Here is a 22,718-nt window from a genome sequence, read left to right as displayed (position 1 = left end):
GAAGGTGAGCATGTGTTAGAAGCAAAACAGCTAGTAAAAACATTTGGGGATTATACAGCAGTCGATCAATTGTCTTTTACCATCAATGATGGTCAGATTATGGGATTAATTGGTCAAAACGGAGCAGGAAAAACGACGACATTCCGATTGATCTTGGATTTTTTGAAAGCCGATCAAGGAGAAGTATTATGGGATGGTCACAAAATTAGTGAAAAAGAATACAATCTTATTGGCTATCTGCCAGAAGAACGCGGCTTGTATCCAAAAGTCACGATTGAAGATCAATTGATCTACTTCGCGCGTTTACGTGGCAAAAAGAAAGAAGACATCGTACCCAAAATCGACTATTGGATGGACAAGTTTAAAGTCAAAGGCAAGAAAACTGATAAAGTCAAATCTTTATCAAAAGGAAATCAGCAAAAAGTTCAGCTAATTTCAACGTTGATCCATGAACCAAAATTAGTGATTCTAGATGAACCGTTTAGTGGCTTAGACCCAGTCAACGCGGAACTGTTGAAAAACGGGATCATTGAACTGAAAAAAAATGGCTCTTGTGTCATCTTCTCCAGTCATAATATGGATAACGTAGAAAAAATCTGTGACCACTTGATTATGCTAAGGGATGGTCAAACTGTCTTAAACGGAAAGGTCCATGAAATTCGTGAATCCTTTGGACGAACGAAAGTTTATTTGGAGTCTAATTTGACGAAAGAACAGCTTTTGGCAGTGGCAGGTGTTGAGGAAGTCATTGCCAGAGAAGACGGCAGCTATGATATTACGATCGCTGATCCTGCAGTAGGAAAAACCTTATTTGATTTAGCGACGGCGGATGGTTATATCCCTATGTTCAATCAACAACCGCCAACGTTAGAAGAAATCTTTAAGCGGAAGGCAGGAAAAACAAATGAATAAGTTTTGGGTAATCGCATTAGATGTTTATAAGAAAAATATCAAATCAATTTCGTTTTTGATTATGATATTGGTTCCATTCATTGCAATGGGCGGATTTTATCTGATTAGTTACTTTGCCGATGGTATGAGCAGTGTGGATAAAATTGCCGTTTATGCGAATGAACCAGCCATTGCGCAGACCTTTGTGGAGCAAAGTAGCGATGATTATGAATTTGAAGTTGTGGAAAGCGAAGAACAAGGACAACAACAGTTGGCTGACAAAGATGCTGATGCCTTGTTAGTTATTACTGCTTCAGGGGATACGCTGCAAGGGGAATTATTAAGCGAGTCCTCAATGGGGCAAGCTTTAGAGCTGACGATCCAACAATTATTGACGGGCATGCAGTCATCCTTTCGAGCTAGCGAGCTTGGTTTGACTGCTGAGCAAGTGGCAGTTCTTAGTGAAGTTGCACCGCTTGACCGGCAAAAAGTTTCCTTCAGTGAAGGTGGCGAAATGACCTATGGAGAAGATAATACCGCGATGCAAGCAGCAGTTAGTACCATCGCAACAATCGTTCTCTTTTTCTTTATCATCACTTACGCACAAATCATTGCGCAAGAAATTGCTTCTGAAAAAGGAACGCGCATTATGGAAGTCATTTTGTCTAGTACCCGGGCGCAAACCCATTACTACGCCAAATTAACTGGGGTGATCATGGTTGCAGCGACCCAGCTAGTTGCGTATGTTGCGATTTTTGGCGGGAGTTATTTCTGGATCAAGGACAACTCCATGGTAAAAGACTTATTGGCAAGTTTTTCATCAGATGGCATTTTTGGTCCTTTCCTCGTGTTTGCGATCGTTTTCGTCTTCTTAGGAATCTTGATCTATTCTGTCTTGTCAGCCCTTTGCGGGTCGTTAGTGAACAAAGCAGAAGATACGGCGAAAGCCATTATTCCAGTGACGTATCTTTCGTTGGGCGGGTATATGCTAGGAATCGTACTAGGCGGTATGGATCCGCATAACGTTGTTTTACGAGTAACTTCTTATATCCCATTCTTGTCCTCGTATATTATGCCAGTACGGCTTGCTAATGATACAGTGGGGATTGGCGGAGCGTTGATTTCAGTAGGGATCCTTGCTGTTACCACGATCGTCCTGATGCTGGTTTCTGCAAAAATGTACAAATCAAATGTCTTGATCTATAACGACAATGGCATCTTGGCAACGTTGAAACAATCACTGGTGTTAATGAAAAATGAGAAATAAACAAAACGCCCGATCCTTTTTGTGATCGGGCGTTTTTTATTGGCTAGAATCTAGAAAACAAGGTGCAGGCCTTTAGAATTCCTGCACAAAAAAGTCGAAGATCGATTGCTCAGAAGGCAGCTTGTGAGCGGCTAGCTCAGGATGCCACTGAATGCCTAAGATCGGTGCGCCATAGGCGGTGGATTCAATGGCTTCAACAACACCATCAGGAGCGGTGGCGGTCACATTGAAATCATCTGCAACTGTTTTGACTGCTTGGTGATGAAAAGAATTGACTTGATAGGTTGTGCCTAAAAGAGCAGCCAAACGACTGTCTGCCTTGATTTCCACCCGATGTGTAGGGAATTGAAAGAACGTTGGCAATTGCACGTGTTTGATCGTTGGGTGATCGATCAAAGAGAGATCTTGGTACAAACTCCCACCAAATGCGACATTTAGTAACTGCATGCCGCGGCAGATTCCAAAGATGGGTTTGTTTTGAGCCACTGCTTCTTTGATCAATGCCAATTCAAAGACATCACGATCAGGATGAATGCCTTGAATCAAAGGATGAGGATCTTCGCCATAATGATCAGGGGAGACATCATGACCACCGGCTAACAAGAGTTTATCGATTTTGCTGATGTAAGTCGCAGCATCTTCCACGACACCCATTGGTAATATTAGGGGAATGCCTTGGGCTTGTTGGATATGGGTGACAAAATTTTTGGGTGTATAGGACAACCAATGTTCTGCTTCTTCAATCATTGGCCGTTCATTAGCAGCGATGCCGATAATGGGTTTCATTTGATCAAACCTTTCTATAAGTAAATGGAACGAAAAGAAAAAAGGACACGAGGTCCTTTTTTCGAGCATCTTCGCTTTATTTTTCGCGAATAACTTCGATTTTATAACCATCAGGATCTTTCACAAAATAGTAAGATGGAGAAGTCCCTGGTAGTCCTTTCAAGTCAGTGACGTCAAATCCGGCAGCTTGGTGCTTCTCATGAAGCGCTTCTAGATCATCGGTACTGATGGCGATGTGGCCATAGCCGTCGCCTAACTCATAGCCAGGATGGTCATAGTTATATGTCAACTCTAGCTCGTAGTCATCTCCAGGCAATGTTAAGTAAACCAAAGTAAATTGATGTTCAGGAAAATCACGACGGCGAGATTCTTCAAAACCAAAGGCAGTTTGATAAAAATCTAGAGAAGCCGTTAAGTCTTTGACGCGGACACAAGTGTGAGCCATTTTCATGGGTAAATCATCCTTTCGATCTTGATAGTTGTATGATAACATATTTTCTCATTTTATAACGAATAAAAGACAACAGAGCGTTATTTCCAGCTTGTCCAGACTATTGGCATAGGGTAAAATGGAAAGAAAGTGTTGGTGGAGGGAATCATGCCAGAAAAGGAAATTGTGTTCGGGGAAAAAGAAGCGGGGAAACCATACAAATCAAGATATGGCGCGTATGTCGTTCTTCCAAATGAAAAAAATGAAGTGATCTTGGTACAAGCACCCAATGGCGCCTATTTTTTACCAGGCGGTGAAATTGAACCAAATGAGACCAAAGAAGAAGCGATCCAGCGAGAATTAATAGAAGAACTTGGATTTGAAGGGGAGATCGCTGCCTATTTAGGGGAGGCAGTTGAATACTTCTATTCACGCCATCGCGATACATTTTACCATCATCCCGGCTATTTCTATTTAATGACCAAATGGAAAAAAGTCTGTGAACCGACAGAAGAAAACAATCAGTTGTCATGGCATACGCCAGAAGAAGCGATTCAGCGATTGAAACGCGGCAGCCATAAATGGGCAGTTGAACAATGGTTGGCAAAATAAAAAAGGCAGGCTTCCGATAAAAAGGAAACCTGCCTTTTACACTTAGTTATTTGCTAAAACATACTTGTTGATTACTTCTGCCACACCATCTTCTTCGTTTGATGCAGTTAGGACATCTGCGGCATTTTTCACGTTTTCAGTGGCATTGGCCATCGCCACACCGATACCAGCGTATTCCACCATGGTTAAATCATTTTCGTTATCGCCGATCGCCATGACTTCTTCTTGTTTGATGCCTAAGTGCTCCGCCAATTTTTTGACAGCAGCCCCTTTATGGGCTTGTTTATTTAGAACTTCCAAGAAGTAAGGAGCACTTTTGACCACATTGTAATTGTCCGTCAAACTGCTCGGCAATTGTGGGATGATCTGATTAAGTTTTTCGGGATCATCGATCATCATCATTTTGATGATATTCAAGTCAGCAGTCATTTCTTCTGGTGTCCGATATTTCAATGGCATGTTGACTAAGAAGGCTTCATAAATCGTATAAGGACTGATATCGCGGTTAGCGGTATACATGGTATCTTCGGTTTCTACATGAAGATGAACCCCTAATTTTCTCGCAGTCATCTCAACAAAGAGATAGTCATCTTGGGACAAGCCGAATTCAGAGATGATCTCTTGGTTTTTGGTTTTTTGAACCAAAGAGCCATTATAAGTAATAACGAAATCATTGTCCGTAAATAAGTCTAGTTCCTTTAATAAATCTTGGACACCAGTTAAAGGGCGTCCCGTACACAAAACGATGCGTACACCTTGCTTTTCAGCGTCTTTCAATGCCTTGTAAACGGCTGGGGTGATCTTGCGGTCGTTGTTCAACAGGGTACCATCGATATCGATGGCGATCAATTTGATACTCATAAGTTCCTCCTAGTGGCTTGGTTTGATCAAAGCACCATTGCGAATGTGCTTGGCAAACTCTTGATACGTCTCTCCAAATAAATCATAGTGATTTTGGATGTTGGGGTCAATCATTTCTTTTGGAAAATAAAAGCGTTGGTCACCTTGGGTTTGTCCCGCTAAAGCTGCAACTAGCTGACTGGCTTGGGATAATTCCACAAGGGAACCATCTTTTTCCTGTAATTCGATTTGTGTCCGATGTTTGCCTGAAGTCGGCCGATAAAAATCATAAGGCAGATCGAAGCTTGAATTGATGGCAGTATAATAGCGGGGATTGAAGCCGACTTTTTCCACCAGTCCCTGCATTTCTTCAATCATAGGCAACTGCGTCTCATCGTCAAAGCGGGCGGATTTCAACGGTTTACGATTTAAGAACCGCTTGGCCAAATCGCTGAGGATCGGATCATTTTCTTCCGTCCATTGGGTAAAGTAGGTATTCAGAACGCCATCGTCGAGTTTCAAGTATTCATCTAAGGTGAATTCTTGTTTTAAAAATGGGAGAAGCAGCTGCGAATGGCCTTGAAACAATTCTGAATCCACTTGATACAGTTCTGCAGCTCGATCCAGCAAATGGGCTAAGATCACTTCCATCCCTCGAGAACTCGCATGGAAATAAACTTGCACATACATCTGGTAACGACTGACGATGTAGTCCTCCACAGCGTGCATGCCATTCATAGAAAAAGCAATACCGCCTTCGTACGGACGAATCACTCGTAAAATTCGGGTCAGATCAAACGTGCCGTATTCAGTGCCGGTAAAATAAGCATCGCGCAGCAAGTAGTCCATCCGATCAGCATCGATTTGACTAGAAATCATTTGAACGACTTGAGGATTTGGATAAGTTTTAGTGATAACACTTGCGACTTTCTCAGGAAATCCAGCTTCCACTCGGTTCAATATCTGATGAACTTCCGTTTCAGGAGAAGTAATGATCGCCACTGTGATGGCTTCATGGTCTGTATGGAAAATGTGCTCAAAGGTGTGGGAGTATGGTCCGTGGCCCACATCATGAAGCAATGCTGCACACAAGGTCACTAAACGCTCTTTATCATCCCAGCCGTTTGGTCCGACTTTTTCAAGGGAATAATTGCGTTGGAAAATATCGCAAATGCGACGGCTGATTTCATAAACGCCCAAGGAGTGAGAAAAGCGGCTATGTTCTGCTCCGTGAAAGGTAAAGGAAGCAGTTCCCAGCTGTTTGATGCGCCGCAAACGCTGCACTTCTTTGGAATTGATCAAATCTAAAATCACTTGGTGCTGTACATGGACATAGTTATGAACAGGATCACGAAATACTTTTTCTATCGCTAAGGTTTGATATTTATATGGTAGGCTCATCGCTAAACTCCTTTATTGGTTGGTTTCGCTTTTCCATGCCAGCTAAGCGTTGCTGCATTTGTTCGCTAAGGTTATTTTCTGTCCGCCATTGATCCAGTGATTCAAGCGGATATAGGGATTGGTCTGTGATCAAGGAAAGCAGGGCTTTTTGCAAGCGGTCAGTCACCTCGTGTGTGGTAAACTTACGGCCGAGGGCCGCTTCTAAAGTGGTCATGCTCGCAGGATTGACGGCTGGATAGCCATCTGTACCAAAGCGCTCTTTCAAACCTGCTTGGTAAAAACGACGAACGAGAGAGCCGCGGGCTGGTTGGTCGCCGTTGACACTCAGATACATCATGACAGCCACGCCGTCTTTGATTCGTCGTTGTGCTGTACCAGCAATTTTTTTCCCATCAATACTCAGGTCATAGGTGCCTGGGCAATACGAGTCAGCAATTTCATAAGCCAAAATTGTCCGCTCAGGAAAGGCGGTTTGCAGCAATGTCGCCATCATTTCATAGGCTGCATCTGTGGTGGCAGCCAAATGTTTAGGGAAGATGAGGGAGACATTCAAAATACCGGCATCATTAATTACGCCAAGCCCCCCTGAGTTGCGGATGATCGAGGCATAGCCAGCTTCTTTCAAAACCTGCAGACCATCTGTCAAAAAAGGCAGCCGGGTATCTTTCATGCCTAAAATCATCGTATCGGACAACTGCCAAAAATGACAATAAACTTGTTCCTGTTTGCCAGCAACTTCGGTGGCAACATCGGTGAAGGCAAACGGCTCATAAGGATTGTGGATACGTGGTAAGGTTTGATCCATTACATAGATAGTCAAATCGGTTAAACTCCTTTAAAATACCTGTTATCCTTATTATATACGATTCTTGGAAAATTACTTGGAGAAAAGAATGAAAACTTGCTATTGTTTTCTTTTTTTATTTTCAATGAAGAAATAGACTAAGGAGAATCAACTGAAATGATTGACAAACGAATGAAAAAAAGCAAGAATGAAACTGAAATCTTCAAAGGAGGCACACGTACATGCAAGAATTATCAAAAGGAATCCCAATCTCGATTCATTTAACAACCAATGTACGTCAAGCAGGGGAAACAGAGAACTTTCTGTTTGATCTGCAAGGACAAGCAGTCAAGATCGGTGATACCTTATATCTCCGTTACAAAGAGATCCAGCCAGACGGCACCGACATTCCCGTTACGATGAAAATTATGCCAGACGGATTGATTCAATTGATTCGCTCAGGGGAAATGCGCATGCGCTTGAAATTTTCTTATAAGGAACGTTTAGAGACGAGTTATCAAACCCCGTATGGCTTGATGATGTTCCACACCTTCACCAATCACTTGCACGTTAGCTTGAAAGACCGTCCATACTCGGGAAAGATCGATATCGATTATGACTTGTTCATGGCTGCTGACAAAGTCGGCGAATACAAACTGTCTTTAGAATTTACCGCTTAATCAAAGGGAAATTGAAAGAAAAAATTGCAATTTGAGACGTAATTTTGTATGATTAGGAGTAGACTGTGAAAGGACGTGTCCCGTTTGGAAATTAATGTATTTGAAGGTGTAAATAAAAACGAATTGTCGATGATTGAAGTTGCCCATGCGATTTTAGAGCAGCGCGGTGACGTGATGGATTTTTCTGATTTGGTCAACCAAATTCAAAACTATCTTGAAACTTCAGACAGCGAGATTCGTGATTCATTGGCGCAGTTTTATACAGACTTGAATATCGACGGTAGTTTTATTTCTTTAGGCGACAATCGTTGGGGCTTACGTTCATGGTACGCCATTGATTCGATCGATGAAGAAGTCAACCATGGCATCGAAGACGAGGATGAAGATACACCACGTCGTCGCAAACGTAAAAAAGTCAATGCCTTTATCAACGATGATGAAGATGCAATCGATTATAACGATGATGATCCTGAGGATACTGATTTGTCAGATGACGAAGAAGATGATCTCTTTGATGATGATGATGACGAGGATGAAGAAATCTCGGCATACAATTCAGACTTGCAAGAAATCGGCGCCGACAATAGCACCGATGATGAAGAAGAATTACCTGACAGCATTGAGGAAGATCTCACCATTATCGATGACGATGATGAAGATGATTTTGCGGATGAAGAGGAAGAAGAGGAGTAATCCTCTTCTTTTTTTCGCCTTATGGCTGCAAGCAGCTTTTAATCGTTGAAGGACGAGTTCGCCTTCTTACATAGATACAAATAAAAAAGGAACCGCATCAGCGGTCCCTAAGTGCTTTTGAATTATTGATTTGAATCGAGTATACTTGTAACGAAAAGAAAAAACGCGCCTTGAGGGAATCGAACCCCCGTCTCAAGAACCGGAATCTTACGTGATATCCACTACACTAAAGGCGCGAAGCACAAATATTAGTTTAACCAATTTCAGTGAAAAAAACAAGAGGTAGAATGATGAAATTTCAACAGCAATTTTCACAACAACAAAAACAGACGCAAAAGCTTGCTATGACGCAGAAATTACAGCAATCGATCCAAGTGCTGCAATTTTCTGCAGATGAATTATTGTCCTTCATAGATAACCAGGCATTAGAAAATCCGTTGATTGATCTGGGGGAATATGATTCGCCCATCACACCAAGCAAGAGCAGCGGCTCGTCAGAACAAATAATGGATTACTTAAGCCAGATCCCTGATCAGCACACGTCTTTATTCGAACACCTCATTGATCAAGTTCATTTAAATTACCGCGACACCTTTTTGCGGACGATCGTTTTATTTTTAGTCGAGTACATTGATTTAAACGGCTTTTTGACGATTGATTTGGAAGAAGCTGGGAAGCTTGTCGGGGGGACGCCGATCCAAATGCTTGATGCTTTAACCTTGATCCAGCAACTGGATCCGGCAGGAGTCGGTGCTCGTGATCTAAGAGAGTGTTTGATGCTGCAAACGGAAAGAGATGACTATGCGCCGCCAATGGCTTATCTCATTTTAGAAGAATTCTTCACGGAAATGGCAGAGCGCAAGTGGGACAAAATCAGCAAAGCGCTGCAGATTCCATTAACTGAGATTCAAAAGGTCTTTGATTATGTTCAAACATTGACCCCCACACCAGGGGCGGCGTTTGGGTCGACCGATGGGCTTTACATCGTTCCTGACCTGCGAGTGACGGTTGAAAAAGGACAACCGATCGTGAAATCAAACAAACGCGCCTTACCAGAGGTTCGCTTTCAGCAGCAGTACTTTGACCAATTGAAGCAAAGCGGTGATCCAGAAGTCTTAAGTTATTTAGACAATAAAGCCCAAGAGTTCGAGTGGTTAAAGAAGACCTTGCTGCAACGAGGGGATACCATCTATCGTGTCGGGGTGCAGATCGTTGCGCGGCAAAAGGAGTTTTTCACTCAACCAGATCGACCATTAAAGCCATTGGTTTTAAGAGAAGTTGCCGAAGAATTAGGAATTCATGAATCAACGGTCAGCCGGGCAGTCAATGGGAAATACTTGGAGACCTCCTTTGGGGTGTTTGAATTAAAACTATTCTTTGGACAGAAAGTTTCGACGCAAGAAAGCGGTGATGACCTGACGACGGCATCGATCAAACAGCAGCTAAAAGCACTGATCAATGAAGAAAATAAAAACAAACCATTGTCAGACCAAAAGTTGACAGATGCCCTCAAAGCCCAAGGCATCGATATTTCTAGACGAACGGTGGCAAAGTATCGTGAAGCCATGAATATCCCTGGTTCTTCCAAGCGGAAACGATTCGAGTAAAGCAAAACTTACTATTAACGATGAGTAGGGAAGGCAGCAAAGCCTTTCCTTTTTTTATCGATCCTTTCCTCTTTTTCAAATTATGACGATTTTATGAAAAGCAAGATTTTGTGACTGAAATAGTTGCGTATCAAGGCGATAAGTGCTACTATTATTGGTGTAGGAAACAGATTTAAATTTTTTTTGCAATCGATGGGTCATTTTAAGTCATTGTAGGACGAAAATTGTCCAACGGGAGGATATAAAATGCTCGATGAATTAAAATTGATTGAGGCAATCACCCCGGATATTCTCGCTGTACTCCAGGAACGTTACCGTATCTTAAGAAATATTTATTGGATGCAGCCCGTTGGCCGCCGGACACTTTCGGAAAGTTTATCAATGACGGAACGCGTGTTGAGGACGGAAACAGATATCCTTAAAAAGCTGAAACTGATCGACTCTTCAAAAAGCGGCATGCAATTGACCGCCTACGGAGAAGAAGTGTACACGAAGATTGGTGCACTGATGGATCAGCTGTTCGGAATGCACCAAATCGAGAAACGATTATCAGAGACCTTTGGCATCGAACGTTGTTTGATTGCGAGCGGCGATGGTGATCGACAACCGAAAGTTATTGCTGAATTTGGCCAGTTGCTGAATGAATCGTTGGATCTCTTATTGCCAGAAGGCAAAAACACCATCGCAGTAATGGGAGGGACGACAATGGCGAAAGTTGCCGAGGAATTGGGTAATTTGGAAACCGCCAAACGTCATAACTTGTTTGTTCCAGCCCGTGGTGGTATCGGAGAATCAGTCAACGTGCAAGCAAACTCTGTCAGCTCGGTGATGGCAATGCAGACAAATGGCGATTATCGCTCCTTGTTTGTACCAGAACAATTAAGCATGAACACCTACGAGTTTCTCTTGAAAGAACCCGCCATCGTTGATGTCTTAAACTTGATAAGTCAAGCAAATTGTGTTATTCATAGTATTGGACGGGCGTTGCATATGGCGGCTCGAAGAAAAATGTCAGAACAAGAAATTCTGATGTTGAAACAAAAAAATGCAGTTGCAGAATCCTTTGGGTATTTCTTTAACGAAGCAGGCGAGGTCGTTTACAAAGTTCCTCGAATCGGACTTCAATTAAAAGATTTACAAAAAGTCCCAATCATTTTTGCGGTCGCTGGCGGACAATCAAAAGCCAAAGCGGTCAATGCATACATGAAAAATGCACCAAAACAAACCTGGCTCATCACCGATGAAGCTTGCGCAAATGAGATTTTAAAAGGGGCAACCCTTTAAAATAAATATTTTTATGATTTTCATAAGGAGGAAATCTTAAATGACAGTTAAAGTAGGTATTAATGGATTTGGACGTATCGGACGCTTAGCATTTCGTCGTATCCAAGAAGTAGAAGGAATCGAAGTTGTGGCTATCAATGACTTAACAGACGCTAAAATGTTAGCTCACTTGTTAAAATATGATACAACACAAGGACGTTTCAACGGTACAGTTGAAGTTCACGAAGGTTCATTCAATGTGAACGGAAACGAAATCAAAGTTTTAGCTAACCGCAACCCTGAAGAATTGCCTTGGGGCGAACTAGGTGTTGAAATCGTGTTAGAATGTACTGGATTCTTCACTTCTAAAGCAGCTGCTGAAAAACATTTAACAGCTGGTGCAAAACGTGTAGTTATCTCAGCTCCTGGTGGAAACGATGTTCCAACAATCGTTTACAACACAAACCATGAAACTTTAACAGGTGAAGAAACAGTTATCTCTGGTGCTTCATGTACAACAAACTGTTTAGCTCCTATGGCGAAAACATTGAACGACAAATTTGGTGTGATTGAAGGATTAATGACTACAATCCATGCTTACACAGGTGACCAAATGACTCTAGACGGACCACACCCTAAAGGTGACTTCCGCCGTGCCCGTGCTGCTGCTGCAAACATCGTGCCTAACTCAACTGGTGCTGCTAAAGCGATCGGCTTAGTAATCCCAGAATTGAACGGCAAATTAGATGGTGCTGCTCAACGTGTTCCTGTTGCAACTGGTTCATTAACTGAATTAGTTACTGTTCTTGACAAAGAAGTAACTGTTGATGAAATCAATGCAGCAATGAAAGAAGCTTCAAACGAATCTTACGGTTACAACACAGACGAAATCGTTTCTTCTGATATCGTTGGTATGACTTACGGTTCATTATTTGATGCAACTCAAACAAAAGTTATGACTGTTGGCGACAAACAATTAGTTAAAACTGTTGCTTGGTACGACAATGAAATGTCATACACTGCACAATTAGTACGTACTTTAGAATACTTCGCTAACCTATAAGAGTTGCGAACGACTTTAATTTAAACCATCGCAAGAGAAAGCGGGGAAGCATCGCGCTTCTCCGCTTTTTTTAACAATTATGCTAGGAGGAATCTGTTCATGGCTAAAATGACAGTTCAAGATATCGATTTAAAAGATAAAAAAGTTCTTGTACGTGTGGACTTCAACGTTCCATTGAAAGATGGAGTGATCGGAGATGATACACGGATCAAAGCAGCATTACCAACAATCAATTATGTGATCGAAAACGGCGGAAAAGCAATTCTTTTCTCACACTTAGGTCGTGTGAAAGAAGAAGCAGATAAAGCTGGAAAATCTTTAGCGCCAGTTGCGAAACGTCTTGGCGAATTGTTAGGCAAAGAAGTAACATTCGTTGATGAAACCCGCGGCGAAAAATTAGAAGCAGCGATCAACAACATGCAAGATGGCGATGTCGTTGTTTTTGAAAACACTCGTTTTGAAGACATCGATGGCAAAAAAGAAAGCAAAAACGATCCTGAACTAGGCAAATACTGGGCTTCTTTAGGCGATGTTTTTGTAAATGATGCCTTTGGTACCGCACACCGCGCACACGCTTCAAACGTAGGGATCGCTTCAACAGGTATCCCAACAGTTGCTGGTTTCTTAATGGAAAAAGAAATCAAATTCATCGGGGAAGCAGTCGAAGAACCAAAACGTCCAATGATCGCGATTCTTGGTGGAGCAAAAGTATCTGATAAAATCGGCGTAATCGAAAACTTGATTCCTAAAGCAGACAAAATCTTGATCGGCGGCGGAATGACGTATACGTTCTACAAAGCAAAAGGCATGGAAATCGGTAATTCTCTTGTGGAAGCAGATAAAGTAGAATTAGCAAAAGAATTGATCGAAAAAGCTGGCGATAAATTAGTATTACCAGTTGATTCAATCACTGCTGCTGAATTTTCAAATGATGTCCCAACAGAAGAACATACTGGTGATGTTCCTGAAGGACAAATGGGCTTAGATATCGGACCTGAAACCATCGCTTTGTTTGCTGAAACATTAAAAGGCGCAAAAACAGTCGTTTGGAACGGACCTATGGGTGTGTTTGAAATGTCTAACTTCGCAAACGGTACGATTGGTGTTTGTGAAGCAATTGCCAACCTTGAAGATGCAACAACGATCATCGGTGGCGGTGACTCTGCAGCTGCAGCAGAACAATTAGGGTTTGCTGACAAATTTACCCACATCTCAACAGGTGGCGGTGCCAGCCTTGAATTGCTAGAAGGAAAAACACTTCCTGGCCTAGCTGCGATCAACGATAAATAATCAATGACAAGCCGTGCAAAGAACTTTCTTTGCACGCTTGATAACGAAAAGGAGTGCCAGAACATGCGCAAACCAATTATTGCCGGAAACTGGAAAATGAACAAAACTGCGAAAGAAGCAAAAGAATTTGCTGAAGCAGTCAAAACAAAAATTCCTAGCAACGAGACAGTTGACTCTGTGATCGGTTCGCCAGCTTTATTCTTAGAAACATTAGTGAATGCTGCTGAAGGAACAGAATTAAAAATTGCTGCTCAAAACAGCTACTGGGAAAATGAAGGTGCCTTTACTGGCGAAACTTCACCAGCAGCTTTAGCAGATCTAGGTGTTGACTATGTCATCATTGGTCATTCAGAACGTCGTGAATACTTCCATGAGACAGATGAAGACATCAACAAAAAAGCCAAAGCAATCTTTGCAAACGGCATGATTCCAATCCTATGCTGTGGTGAATCTTTAGAAACCTATGAAGCTGGCAAAACAGCGGAGTGGATCGAAGGACAAATCACTGCTGGCTTAGACGGTTTAACAGACGGTCAAGTAAGTAATCTTGTGATTGCTTACGAACCAATCTGGGCAATCGGTACTGGTAAATCAGCGGATGCAAACATCGCAGACGAAATTTGTGGCGTTGTCCGCAAAACCGTTGAAAAATTATACGGCAAAGAAGTTTCAGATAGCGTGCGTATCCAATACGGCGGTTCTGTAAAACCTGAAAACATTGCTGAATACATGGCAAAAGAAAATGTTGACGGAGCATTAGTTGGCGGCGCAAGCTTGCAAGCTGATTCATTCCTAGCATTATTAGATGCTGTAAAATAATTTCATTTTCATGAAAATAACATTTGCAGAATCGTGATTTTTTCACTACAATTAAGTTGTTCGCAAGGGGTATTCCCCTTAAGATAAAACAAACTCAAAGGAGAGACAAAACATGTCAATTATTACTGATGTTTACGCACGCGAAGTCTTAGACTCACGTGGTAACCCAACTATCGAAGTAGAAGTCTACACAGAATCAGGTGCTTTCGGCCGCGGAATGGTTCCTTCAGGAGCTTCAACAGGTGAACACGAAGCAGTTGAATTACGTGATGGCGACAAAGCTCGTTATGGCGGTAAAGGTGTAACGAAAGCAGTTGACAATGTAAATAACATCATTGCAGAAGCTATCATCGGCTACGATGTACGTGACCAAATGGCTATCGATAAAGCAATGATCGCTTTAGACGGAACTCCTAACAAAGGCAAATTAGGCGCAAACGCGATTCTTGGTGTTTCTATCGCTGTTGCTCGTGCAGCTGCTGATTACCTAGAAGTACCTTTATACCACTACTTAGGCGGATTCAATACAAAAGTATTGCCAACTCCTATGATGAACATCATCAACGGTGGTTCTCACTCTGACGCACCAATCGCTTTCCAAGAATTCATGATCTTGCCTGTAGGCGCACCTACATTCAAAGAAGGCTTACGTTGGGGTACTGAAGTATTCCACGCTTTGAAATCAATCTTGTCTAAACGTGGTTTAGAAACTTCAGTAGGTGACGAAGGTGGTTTCGCTCCTCGTTTTGAAGGAACTGAAGACGGTGTTGAAACAATCTTAGAAGCAATCAAAGCTGCTGGTTTAGAACCAGGTAAAGATGTATATCTAGGATTTGACTGTGCATCATCAGAATTCTACGAAAACGGTGTTTACGACTACTCTAAATTTGAAGGCGAAAACGGCGTAAAACGTACTGCTGCTGAACAAGTTGACTACTTAGAAGAATTAGTTAACAAATACCCAATCATCACTATCGAAGACGGTATGGATGAAAACGATTGGGATGGTTGGAAACTATTAACTGAACGCTTAGGCGACAAAGTTCAATTAGTAGGGGATGACTTGTTTGTTACAAATACTGAAATCCTTGAAAAAGGAATCAAAAACGGTATCGGTAACTCAATCCTTATCAAAGTTAACCAAATCGGTACATTGACTGAAACATTCAATGCAATCGAAATGGCGAAAGAAGCTGGATACACTGCAGTAGTTTCTCACCGTTCAGGTGAAACAGAAGATTCAACAATCTCTGATATCGCTGTTGCAACAAACGCTGGCCAAATCAAAACTGGTTCTCTTTCACGTACTGACCGTATTGCAAAATACAACCAATTACTACGTATCGAAGACCAACTTGGTGAAGTTGCTGAATACAAAGGCTTGCAAGCTTTCTACAACTTAAAAAATAAATAATCTTTCGATTATTGCTTTGCTCTGAAAGAGCAGCGGTTGATTTAACAGTCAGCTGCTGCGATTTCAGAGCTTTTTTGTTGCCTCGATTCATTCAGTGCAGACAATGACCAATCATTTAAGATAACAGAAGGTAGTCATTTCTTCTATATTTTCTTTTTCAAAAAAAAGAAATTATAGTTCTGACTTATCAAAATCCTATAATAAAAGAAAATAGTTTTTAGGAGAAAAAAATGGCTTATGATTATTTGATCGTTGGTACAGGTCTTTTTGGCTCAGTTTTTGCTCATGAAGCAGCGAAACGGGGACATACAGTGAAAATGTTGGAAAAACGGACACATATTGGCGGTAATTGTTATACAGAAAAACAAGCAGGAATCGACGTACATAAGTATGGTGCGCATATTTTTCATACATCGAGTAAAAAAATTTGGGACTATATCAATCAGTTTACTGAATTCTATCCCTACATTCATGCTCCTATTGCAAACTATCAAGGCGAGCTATATAATCTTCCTTTTAATATGAACACATTTTACCAACTGTGGGGAACCAAAAATCCTGCTGAAGCTCGTACCAAAATAATGACTCAAATTGAAAAGACAAGAATAAAAAGACCACGAAATTTAGAAGAACAGGCTCTTTCTTTAGTCGGACCAGACATCTATCATAAGCTGATCAAAGGCTACACTGAAAAACAGTGGGGACGAGAATGCGATCTTCTTCCTTCTTTTATTATCAAAAGGCTGCCGATCCGGTATACCTTTAACAACAATTATTTTACGGATATTTTTCAAGGAATACCTAAATTGGGTTATACACAAATGATTCAAAAAATGCTTACACATCCACTGATTGATGTTTCTTTAGAGACTGATTTTTTTGCAGATCGCACACGACATGAATCCTCTTCTAAGAACATTGTTTATACTGGAATGATTGATCAATATTTCGATTATTGTTATGGCGAGTTGGCCTATCGGTCTTTACATTTTGAAACTGAAGTCTATAACACGGATAATTACCAAGGAACAGCCGTCATGAACTTTACAGACAGTCAAACGCCCTATACGCGAATCATTGAGCATAAACATTTTTGTCCAGTGGTGTCAAAAAGAACAGTTATCACTAAAGAATACCCGAAAGAGTGGAAGAAAGGAGATATTCCTTACTACCCAATTAACGATCAAAGCAATAATGCATTGTATCGCAAGTATGAAAAATTAGCGCAACAGCAAAAAAATTGTTTGTTTGGTGGGCGCCTAGCCAGCTATCGCTATTATGATATGGACGATACGATCGCAGCTGCTTTAAAGCTTGTCCAACAGGAATTTCAAGTGGAGTAACCTCTTCTATTGGAGAGGTTGCTTTTTTTTGTCCCGATTCTGGGACAAAACGTAACTTTTTTACTAGCTATGAAATAATTAGTTATCCTATCTTCTAAATAAATAGGACTTGGGGAAGTTTATAAAACATTTTTACGAAAGGGGAGAAAAATAAACGTAATGAGTAAAAAGAATAATTATCGAAAGTTGTTACGCTCCAATAAAAGTGAACGCTACAAGATGTATAAAAGCGGAAAACATTGGGTCTATGCAACGATCACTTCTTTTACTGGCATTGCTGGATTGAGTATCGCGCCAATCGTGGCACATGCTTCAGAAATCACACCGCCATTAGATGCAAGTAAAGAAGCAAATGCCGAGAATGTCTTGGCAAATAAAACGACGACCAAAATACCGGCTTCATCGACACAAGAAAGTGAAGCTACTTCTCAATCTGAAAGCACACAGCCATCGGATAGTTTTTCTGAATCCGAAAGTATTACCCAGTCACAAAGTGCAACAGAGTCAACTAGTTTAACCGAATCACAGAGTGTGAGTGATTCAGAAATTGAAAACAATGTTACCACTATTGAAGAATCCCAAAGCACTTCTGAATCAATGAGCCTTTCCGAGGAGGAGAGTGTGTCTGAATCAGAGAGTTTGAGTATCTCAGAAAGTACCTCGATTTCAGAAAGTGGTTCGTTGTCGTCAAGTGCATCAGAATCGACTAGTCTATCGATCTCACGATCTACCAGCGTCTCTCATTCAACGTCAGTAAGTCAAAAGAACCCACCAAAACAAACAGTCTCCGAAAAAAATAAAGTAGAATCACAAAAAGCACAAGAGCTCTTTGATCAATTAGTGCCGAAGAAAGTACAAGCGTCGGTTGACACTACAACGAATTCATTAGAGATAGTAGTCAAAGATGGCAATTCGCCAAGTACATCTTTGATACGGGCAGCGCAACAATATGCTAGTGCCAATAATTTGATTGCAAGTTTTGCAATTACCACCCAATCGGGGCAGATCATTAAAATCAATGTTTCTGCAGATCCGGATATGGGTCGAGAAGAATTTGAGCAGGCAATCAATGATGGAAATAAAACCAATTCACCTTCTGGGGTAACAGTTGATGTGCCAGACCAAGTGAAGAATAAAGATTTATATAAGCAAACCGCTATTGCTAATGGCACTTATGCCGCAGTTACTGACTGGGCTACCTTAAAAGCAGCATATGGAAATTCTTCGATTACCTATATCGAGGTAACCGCCAATATTACAGCAGCTACCAATGTGGCAACTCGTGATTTGGGTTGGCGCGAAACGAGTGTGATTATTGACGGGAATGGTTTTACAGTCAATATGGCAGGAGCAGCGTTTAATGTAGGGGCAAGTTCTACGGTTCGCGGTTCAATTTTTACGATCACAAATATTAACTTGATTCATTGGCAGTCAGGCACCAACTCAGGAGACAGTGGGACAGGTACAGCGGACGCTGTGATCGATTCAAGGTCGGCAACAGGTGGTTATGGATACTGGTACTTCAATATCGATAATGTCACTCTCGAAGGACGAGATGGTGTTAGCGGAACAGATACTGCTTATCAACCACGACGACTACTGGATGCTGAGGATAGTCAAGTGACTTTATCAGGCAAAATCGTTGCCAATGTAAAACAAGAATTGATGCAAATTGGGGAAGTAGCTATCGCTAACGGATCCCATGTAGAGTTGAATCGAACAGCTGGTACCACTGGTTATTCCATGTTTTACTATATGGCCATCCGAGGGAACAATGCGAGTGATACAGGATTCAACCATACCTTTAAAGTAGGTGATGGAGCGACAATTATTGGGAACGAACTTAGTACCTATAATAGTAACAACTATCCCCTTGTCTATTATGGATTTAACTCAATCACTGTTGGAGATGACGTAACCTGGAAACAAGACGGCTTCCAAATGCTCCTTGATTTTTCTCGTTATTCAGGAAGTCAATCAAATGACCGAACTGCAACTTTTGGACAAAATTTACAAATGACGGCTACGCGTACAGTAGGTTCTAACTCGCTGAATGTCACAAATAGAGCGGTTGTTACATTTAATGCAGGAACGGTACTTGATTTGCAACAATGGAATGCCAATACTGTTGTAAACGTTGATTCTGGCGCAACCATTCGCTTTATTTCACCGCGAGCATTGCACTTAGCACGTTTAACTTCTTCAGGAGCTGTTTCGGCTGGCCGATTGATTACAGGTTCGGGAACATTTGTCATGAATAATTCTCAGATTAGTACATGGCAGGGCAGCAGTAGCCAAACCGCTGCTCCAGAAGGAAACCGTAACTTAAAATTCGTAGAGATGACTATTTCAGGTACGACAACCACCATTAAAGATACGGCTGGAAATGTTACTACATCTAATATTGTAGATACTTCTACCCGTGAATTAGCGACTGTTGCTATTGCACCAGGAACTGTAACTGTAAACTATGTTGATCAGTATGGCAATATTATCAAAACTGTTGATATGCCAATTGATCCAGACGTTAATTACATTGGTGAGTATCTTGATTTGCAAACGTTGGAGTATGCCAATGATCTAATGCCTGATAATTATATGTGGGCAATTGGTACTCAAGTCGCTAGTTCTGCGAAAAACGATGGCCAAAGTGGCGGAGATAGTACGACTAATGCCGATAATGGGGATAGTTATGGACAAGCGACAGTTGCGATCGTTCCGATGGAAAACACCAATTATACCTATAATATTTATGTATACGGTGTTGCTAATAATTCGGTTCAGTACCAATATGTTGACGTTAAGACAGGTCAAGTGATCTCTTCTGAGTACATGAATGCTGGTACCGAAGCTTCAGGAACAGATAGAGTTCCTGCAAACTACGGGAATGTTATTGATTGGACCAATAGTTACTATACTTCGACGAATTTACCTCCTGGTTACTATTATGCAACAGGTGCAGTATTAAATGGTAATGTACAGCCTGGATCTACTACAGTCGGTACTGGAGCGAGTCTAACCACTATTTATGTTGTAGCAGACACACAAACAGTCAACGTAACATTTGTTAATTCAGATGGTCGTCCATTACAAAACCAAACTGGCACAGTTGCCATCAATGGGACGACCGGCCAAGAAATAAGTTATGAGGATTTAATTGCGGATTACCTCACTCAAACCGGTTATTATGCAGATCAAACAGGGACATTTGTTTTTGATAATACTAGCAATAATGGTAGTACGACAGATAGTGATCAACAGTTTATTACGATCACTCTCTATCCGTCTTATCAAGAAGTCGGTGTCGTTGGAAATAATCAACCGGAATCAGATCCTGCTACAGGGGAAGCATTTGAGCAAATCCCGGGAACAGTCACTGTTGGAAAATATGGTACTTCTGGCGTTTCAAACGAAAGTATCACTCTTGGTGTAACAGATGCAGATTTAGAGAGAAATGGATACATTTATACGGTTACAGGACCAGATGGAGTAGTCTACAATACATTAGCGGAAGCTATGGCTGCCAATCAAACTTTTGACACCACCAGTAATGGAGCATCTCAAATGGATTCTTCACCTCAGATGTTCACGGTCAATTATGAACAAGATCCGGTATCTTTGTCTACTTCAGAGTCTGTTTCGGGAAGTGAATCATTATCAGAATCCATTATTACTTCTACTTCAGAATCAGAAAGTGTTTCTCTTTCTCAATCGATTTCAGAAAGTGACTCTTTATCAGAATCGATCTCTGTTAGTGATTCAGAATCAATGTCTACATCAATGAGTGAGTCTGTTTCAGTTTCAGAATCAGAGAGTGACTCGTTGTCATCGTCTATTTCAGAAAGTGAATCTGATATGAATGATTCGACATCTGAATCATTATCAACATCAATCTCTACTTCAACTTCTTTAAGTGATTCAGAATCGGTTTCGATCTCATTGAGTGACTCAGAATCAGCGTCTCTTTCAACAAGTGAATCTATTTCAGTGTCGGACTCAGAGAGTGGCTCGTCATCGACCTCTATCTCAGAAAGTGAATCAATGTCTCTTTCAATTTCGCTTAGTGATTCAGAATCTTTATCAGAATCCCTATCTGAAAGTATTTCAACATCGATTTCATTGTCGGATAGTGATTCAATGTCAGAAAGTCTTTCAGCATCAGAATCGTTATCCATATCAGCTAGTGTTTCTGAGTCAGATTCAGAAAGTGATAGTTCTAGCTTTAGTGCCTCTGTTTCTGGATCATTGAGCAACAGTACGAGTGATTCTGAAAGTTTATCTTTATCTGAGTCAGTATCAGTTTCACTCTCGCAATCACTCAGTGAATCCACTTCACTATCATTGTCAGAGAGTGATTCAGTATCAGAAAGTATTTCAGCATCAGAATCATTATCTGTCGCAATTAGTGAATCTGATTCTTCTTCGCTTAGTGAGAGCATTAGTTTCAGCGAATCTATTTCTGATTCATTGAGTGCTAGCATGAGTTTATCAGAAAGTTTATCGGAATCAGACTCGATCTCAAATTCAATTAGTATGTCGATGTCATTGAGCATTAGTGAAAGCAATAGTGAGTCTACTAGCGAATCAGCAAGCTTCAGTGGCAGCACAAGTGTAAGTAACAGTGATTCCACAAGTGTAAGTACGTCAGCTAGTGCATCAACATCTGTAAGTATTAGCGAGTCAATCAGTACCAGCACATCAGTTAGCGATTCATTATCATTAAGTAACAGTGAGTCAATGAGTTTGAGTACCTCGCTTAGTGATTCATCCTCATTGAGCGCCAGCATTTCGACATCATTAAGTGCAAGTGACTCTGCAAGTTATAGCGGCAGTACGAGCGTAAGTAATAGCGATTCGGCAAGCGAAAGTATATCTGCAAGTAATTCACTTTCAGTAAGTATTAGTGAGTCAACAAGTGAAAGTACGTCAATCAGCGATTCTGCATCATTGAGTACAAGCATTTCGACATCCCTAAGTGCGAGTGATTCTGCAAGTTACAGTGGTAGCACAAGTGTAAGCAACAGTGATTCCACAAGCGCAAGTACGTCAAGTAGTGAATCAACATCTGCAAGCATTAGTGAGTCGACAAGCACCAGCACATCGATCAGCGATTCGTTATCAGTAAGTACAAGTATCAGTAACAGTGATTCGGCAAGTGCAAGTACATCAGTGAGTGAATCAACATCTGTAAGTATTAGTGAATCCACAAGCACAAGCACCTCGATCAGCGATTCATTATCATTGAGTACAAGTGTTTCATCTTCCCTAAGTGCGAGTGAATCAGCAAGCTTTAGCGGTAGCACAAGTGTAAGTAACAGTGATTCGACAAGTGCAAGTACGTCAAGTAGTGAATCAACATCTACAAGTATCAGTGAGTCGACAAGCTTGAGCACCTCGATCAGCGATTCATTATCATTGAGTACAAGTGTTTCATCTTCCTTAAGTGCGAGTGAATCAGCAAGCTTCAGTGGTAGTACAAGTGTAAGCAACAGTGATTCCACAAGCGCAAGTACGTCAAGCAGTGAATCAACATCT

At 41.3% G+C, this 22,718-nt stretch carries 18 protein-coding genes and 1 tRNA gene; 13 read left to right on the top strand and 6 right to left on the bottom strand.

What is annotated here, in order from left to right; genetic code table 11:
• Positions 1–12: 12 nt before the first annotated feature.
• Together A5877_RS04855 and A5877_RS04850 are read left to right on the top strand one after the other, a co-directional pair.
• The gene (locus A5877_RS04855; RefSeq protein ID WP_005234329.1) at positions 13–912 is read left to right on the top strand and encodes an ABC transporter ATP-binding protein; all 900 of its coding nucleotides are present in this window, start codon (positions 13–15) and stop codon (positions 910–912) included.
• The gene (locus A5877_RS04850) at positions 905–2,158 is read left to right on the top strand and encodes an ABC transporter permease (RefSeq protein ID WP_005234336.1); all 1,254 of its coding nucleotides are present in this window, start codon (positions 905–907) and stop codon (positions 2,156–2,158) included. Before A5877_RS04855 ends, A5877_RS04850 begins: the two co-directional genes overlap by 8 nt.
• Before the next feature lie 72 nt (positions 2,159–2,230).
• Here the strand turns inward: A5877_RS04850 and A5877_RS04845 are convergent, their stop codons facing one another.
• Both A5877_RS04845 and A5877_RS04840 read right to left on the bottom strand, forming a co-directional pair.
• Entirely contained in the window at positions 2,231–2,944 is a 714-nt protein-coding gene (locus tag A5877_RS04845) for a gamma-glutamyl-gamma-aminobutyrate hydrolase family protein (RefSeq protein WP_008380852.1), read from the bottom strand.
• 76 nt (positions 2,945–3,020) lie between these two features.
• Positions 3,021–3,395 (bottom strand): VOC family protein, encoded by a 375-nt coding sequence (locus A5877_RS04840; protein ID WP_005234340.1) that lies wholly within the window; start codon positions 3,393–3,395, stop codon positions 3,021–3,023.
• Positions 3,396–3,542: 147 nt separating this feature from the next.
• Between A5877_RS04840 and A5877_RS04835 the strand changes: the two genes are divergently transcribed.
• Positions 3,543–3,986: an NUDIX hydrolase gene (locus A5877_RS04835; protein ID WP_008380853.1), complete on the top strand. Its 444-nt coding sequence runs from the start codon at positions 3,543–3,545 to the stop codon at positions 3,984–3,986.
• A gap of 42 nt (positions 3,987–4,028) precedes the next feature.
• Here A5877_RS04835 and yidA read toward each other — a convergent pair whose 3' ends face one another.
• The 3 genes from yidA to A5877_RS04820 are packed head-to-tail and all read right to left on the bottom strand — an operon-like array spanning position 4,029 to position 7,047.
• Positions 4,029–4,847: a sugar-phosphatase gene (gene yidA / locus A5877_RS04830; RefSeq protein ID WP_005234343.1), complete on the bottom strand. Its 819-nt coding sequence runs from the start codon at positions 4,845–4,847 to the stop codon at positions 4,029–4,031.
• 9 nt (positions 4,848–4,856) lie between these two features.
• Entirely contained in the window at positions 4,857–6,227 is a 1,371-nt protein-coding gene (locus tag A5877_RS04825) for an HD domain-containing protein (RefSeq protein WP_008380856.1), read from the bottom strand.
• A complete protein-coding gene (locus A5877_RS04820) occupies positions 6,211–7,047 on the bottom strand; it encodes a lipoate--protein ligase family protein (RefSeq protein ID WP_005234345.1) in 837 nt (278 codons plus the stop codon). The genes A5877_RS04825 and A5877_RS04820 overlap by 17 nt, the downstream gene beginning before the upstream one ends.
• A 206-nt stretch (positions 7,048–7,253) precedes the next feature.
• Between A5877_RS04820 and A5877_RS04815 the strand changes: the two genes are divergently transcribed.
• Both A5877_RS04815 and rpoE read left to right on the top strand, forming a co-directional pair.
• A complete protein-coding gene (locus tag A5877_RS04815; RefSeq protein ID WP_005234346.1) occupies positions 7,254–7,691 on the top strand; it encodes a DUF1934 domain-containing protein in 438 nt (145 codons plus the stop codon).
• 84 nt (positions 7,692–7,775) lie between these two features.
• A complete protein-coding gene (gene rpoE, locus A5877_RS04810; protein WP_005234347.1) occupies positions 7,776–8,384 on the top strand; it encodes a DNA-directed RNA polymerase subunit delta in 609 nt (202 codons plus the stop codon).
• 164 nt (positions 8,385–8,548) lie between these two features.
• Here the strand turns inward: rpoE and A5877_RS04805 are convergent.
• Positions 8,549–8,620, bottom strand: a tRNA-Arg gene (locus tag A5877_RS04805).
• A gap of 51 nt (positions 8,621–8,671) precedes the next feature.
• Here A5877_RS04805 and rpoN point away from each other — a divergent pair.
• The 8 genes from rpoN to A5877_RS04765 all read left to right on the top strand — a co-directional run.
• On the top strand, positions 8,672–9,991 hold the full coding sequence (gene rpoN / locus A5877_RS04800) for an RNA polymerase factor sigma-54 (RefSeq protein WP_176257008.1): 1,320 nt from the start codon (positions 8,672–8,674) through the stop codon (positions 9,989–9,991).
• 246 nt (positions 9,992–10,237) lie between these two features.
• A complete protein-coding gene (locus A5877_RS04795) occupies positions 10,238–11,275 on the top strand; it encodes a sugar-binding transcriptional regulator (protein WP_005228675.1) in 1,038 nt (345 codons plus the stop codon).
• 40 nt (positions 11,276–11,315) lie between these two features.
• Positions 11,316–12,317, top strand: coding sequence for a type I glyceraldehyde-3-phosphate dehydrogenase (gap, locus tag A5877_RS04790; protein ID WP_008380858.1), 1,002 nt, complete (start codon positions 11,316–11,318; stop codon positions 12,315–12,317).
• A gap of 99 nt (positions 12,318–12,416) precedes the next feature.
• Positions 12,417–13,607, top strand: coding sequence for a phosphoglycerate kinase (gene pgk / locus A5877_RS04785; protein WP_005234355.1), 1,191 nt, complete (start codon positions 12,417–12,419; stop codon positions 13,605–13,607).
• 63 nt (positions 13,608–13,670) lie between these two features.
• Complete coding sequence (gene tpiA / locus A5877_RS04780; RefSeq protein WP_008380860.1) at positions 13,671–14,426, top strand: triose-phosphate isomerase; 756 nt, start codon at positions 13,671–13,673, stop codon at positions 14,424–14,426.
• A gap of 112 nt (positions 14,427–14,538) precedes the next feature.
• Positions 14,539–15,840 carry a surface-displayed alpha-enolase gene (gene eno, locus A5877_RS04775; RefSeq protein WP_005234360.1) on the top strand — a complete coding sequence of 434 codons (1,302 nt, stop codon included), beginning with the start codon at positions 14,539–14,541 and terminating at the stop codon, positions 15,838–15,840.
• A 230-nt stretch (positions 15,841–16,070) separates the two neighbouring features.
• A complete protein-coding gene (gene glf, locus A5877_RS04770) occupies positions 16,071–17,183 on the top strand; it encodes a UDP-galactopyranose mutase (RefSeq protein WP_086316476.1) in 1,113 nt (370 codons plus the stop codon).
• A 159-nt stretch (positions 17,184–17,342) separates the two neighbouring features.
• The coding region (locus A5877_RS04765; RefSeq protein WP_176273421.1) for a KxYKxGKxW signal peptide domain-containing protein at positions 17,343–22,718 on the top strand (5,376 nt) is incomplete at its 3' end.

Source organism: Enterococcus sp. 3C7_DIV0644 (assembly GCF_002141235.1).
In the GTDB taxonomy this organism is placed as follows: Bacteria; Bacillota; Bacilli; order Lactobacillales; family Enterococcaceae; genus Enterococcus_D; species Enterococcus_D entomosocium.
This window is presented reverse-complemented; position numbering and strand designations above follow the sequence as displayed.

Coding starts and splice junctions, on each gene's coding strand:
- A5877_RS04850 (WP_005234336.1), top strand. CDS start 905: ATGAATAAGTTTTGGGTAATCGCATTAGATGTTTATAAGAAAAATATC.
- A5877_RS04845 (WP_008380852.1), bottom strand. CDS start 2,944: ATGAAACCCATTATCGGCATCGCTGCTAATGAACGGCCAATGATTGAA.
- A5877_RS04840 (WP_005234340.1), bottom strand. CDS start 3,395: ATGAAAATGGCTCACACTTGTGTCCGCGTCAAAGACTTAACGGCTTCT.
- A5877_RS04835 (WP_008380853.1), top strand. CDS start 3,543: ATGCCAGAAAAGGAAATTGTGTTCGGGGAAAAAGAAGCGGGGAAACCA.
- yidA (WP_005234343.1), bottom strand. CDS start 4,847: ATGAGTATCAAATTGATCGCCATCGATATCGATGGTACCCTGTTGAAC.
- A5877_RS04825 (WP_008380856.1), bottom strand. CDS start 6,227: ATGAGCCTACCATATAAATATCAAACCTTAGCGATAGAAAAAGTATTT.
- A5877_RS04815 (WP_005234346.1), top strand. CDS start 7,254: ATGCAAGAATTATCAAAAGGAATCCCAATCTCGATTCATTTAACAACC.
- rpoN (WP_176257008.1), top strand. CDS start 8,672: ATGATGAAATTTCAACAGCAATTTTCACAACAACAAAAACAGACGCAA.
- A5877_RS04795 (WP_005228675.1), top strand. CDS start 10,238: ATGCTCGATGAATTAAAATTGATTGAGGCAATCACCCCGGATATTCTC.
- gap (WP_008380858.1), top strand. CDS start 11,316: ATGACAGTTAAAGTAGGTATTAATGGATTTGGACGTATCGGACGCTTA.
- pgk (WP_005234355.1), top strand. CDS start 12,417: ATGGCTAAAATGACAGTTCAAGATATCGATTTAAAAGATAAAAAAGTT.
- tpiA (WP_008380860.1), top strand. CDS start 13,671: ATGCGCAAACCAATTATTGCCGGAAACTGGAAAATGAACAAAACTGCG.
- eno (WP_005234360.1), top strand. CDS start 14,539: ATGTCAATTATTACTGATGTTTACGCACGCGAAGTCTTAGACTCACGT.
- glf (WP_086316476.1), top strand. CDS start 16,071: ATGGCTTATGATTATTTGATCGTTGGTACAGGTCTTTTTGGCTCAGTT.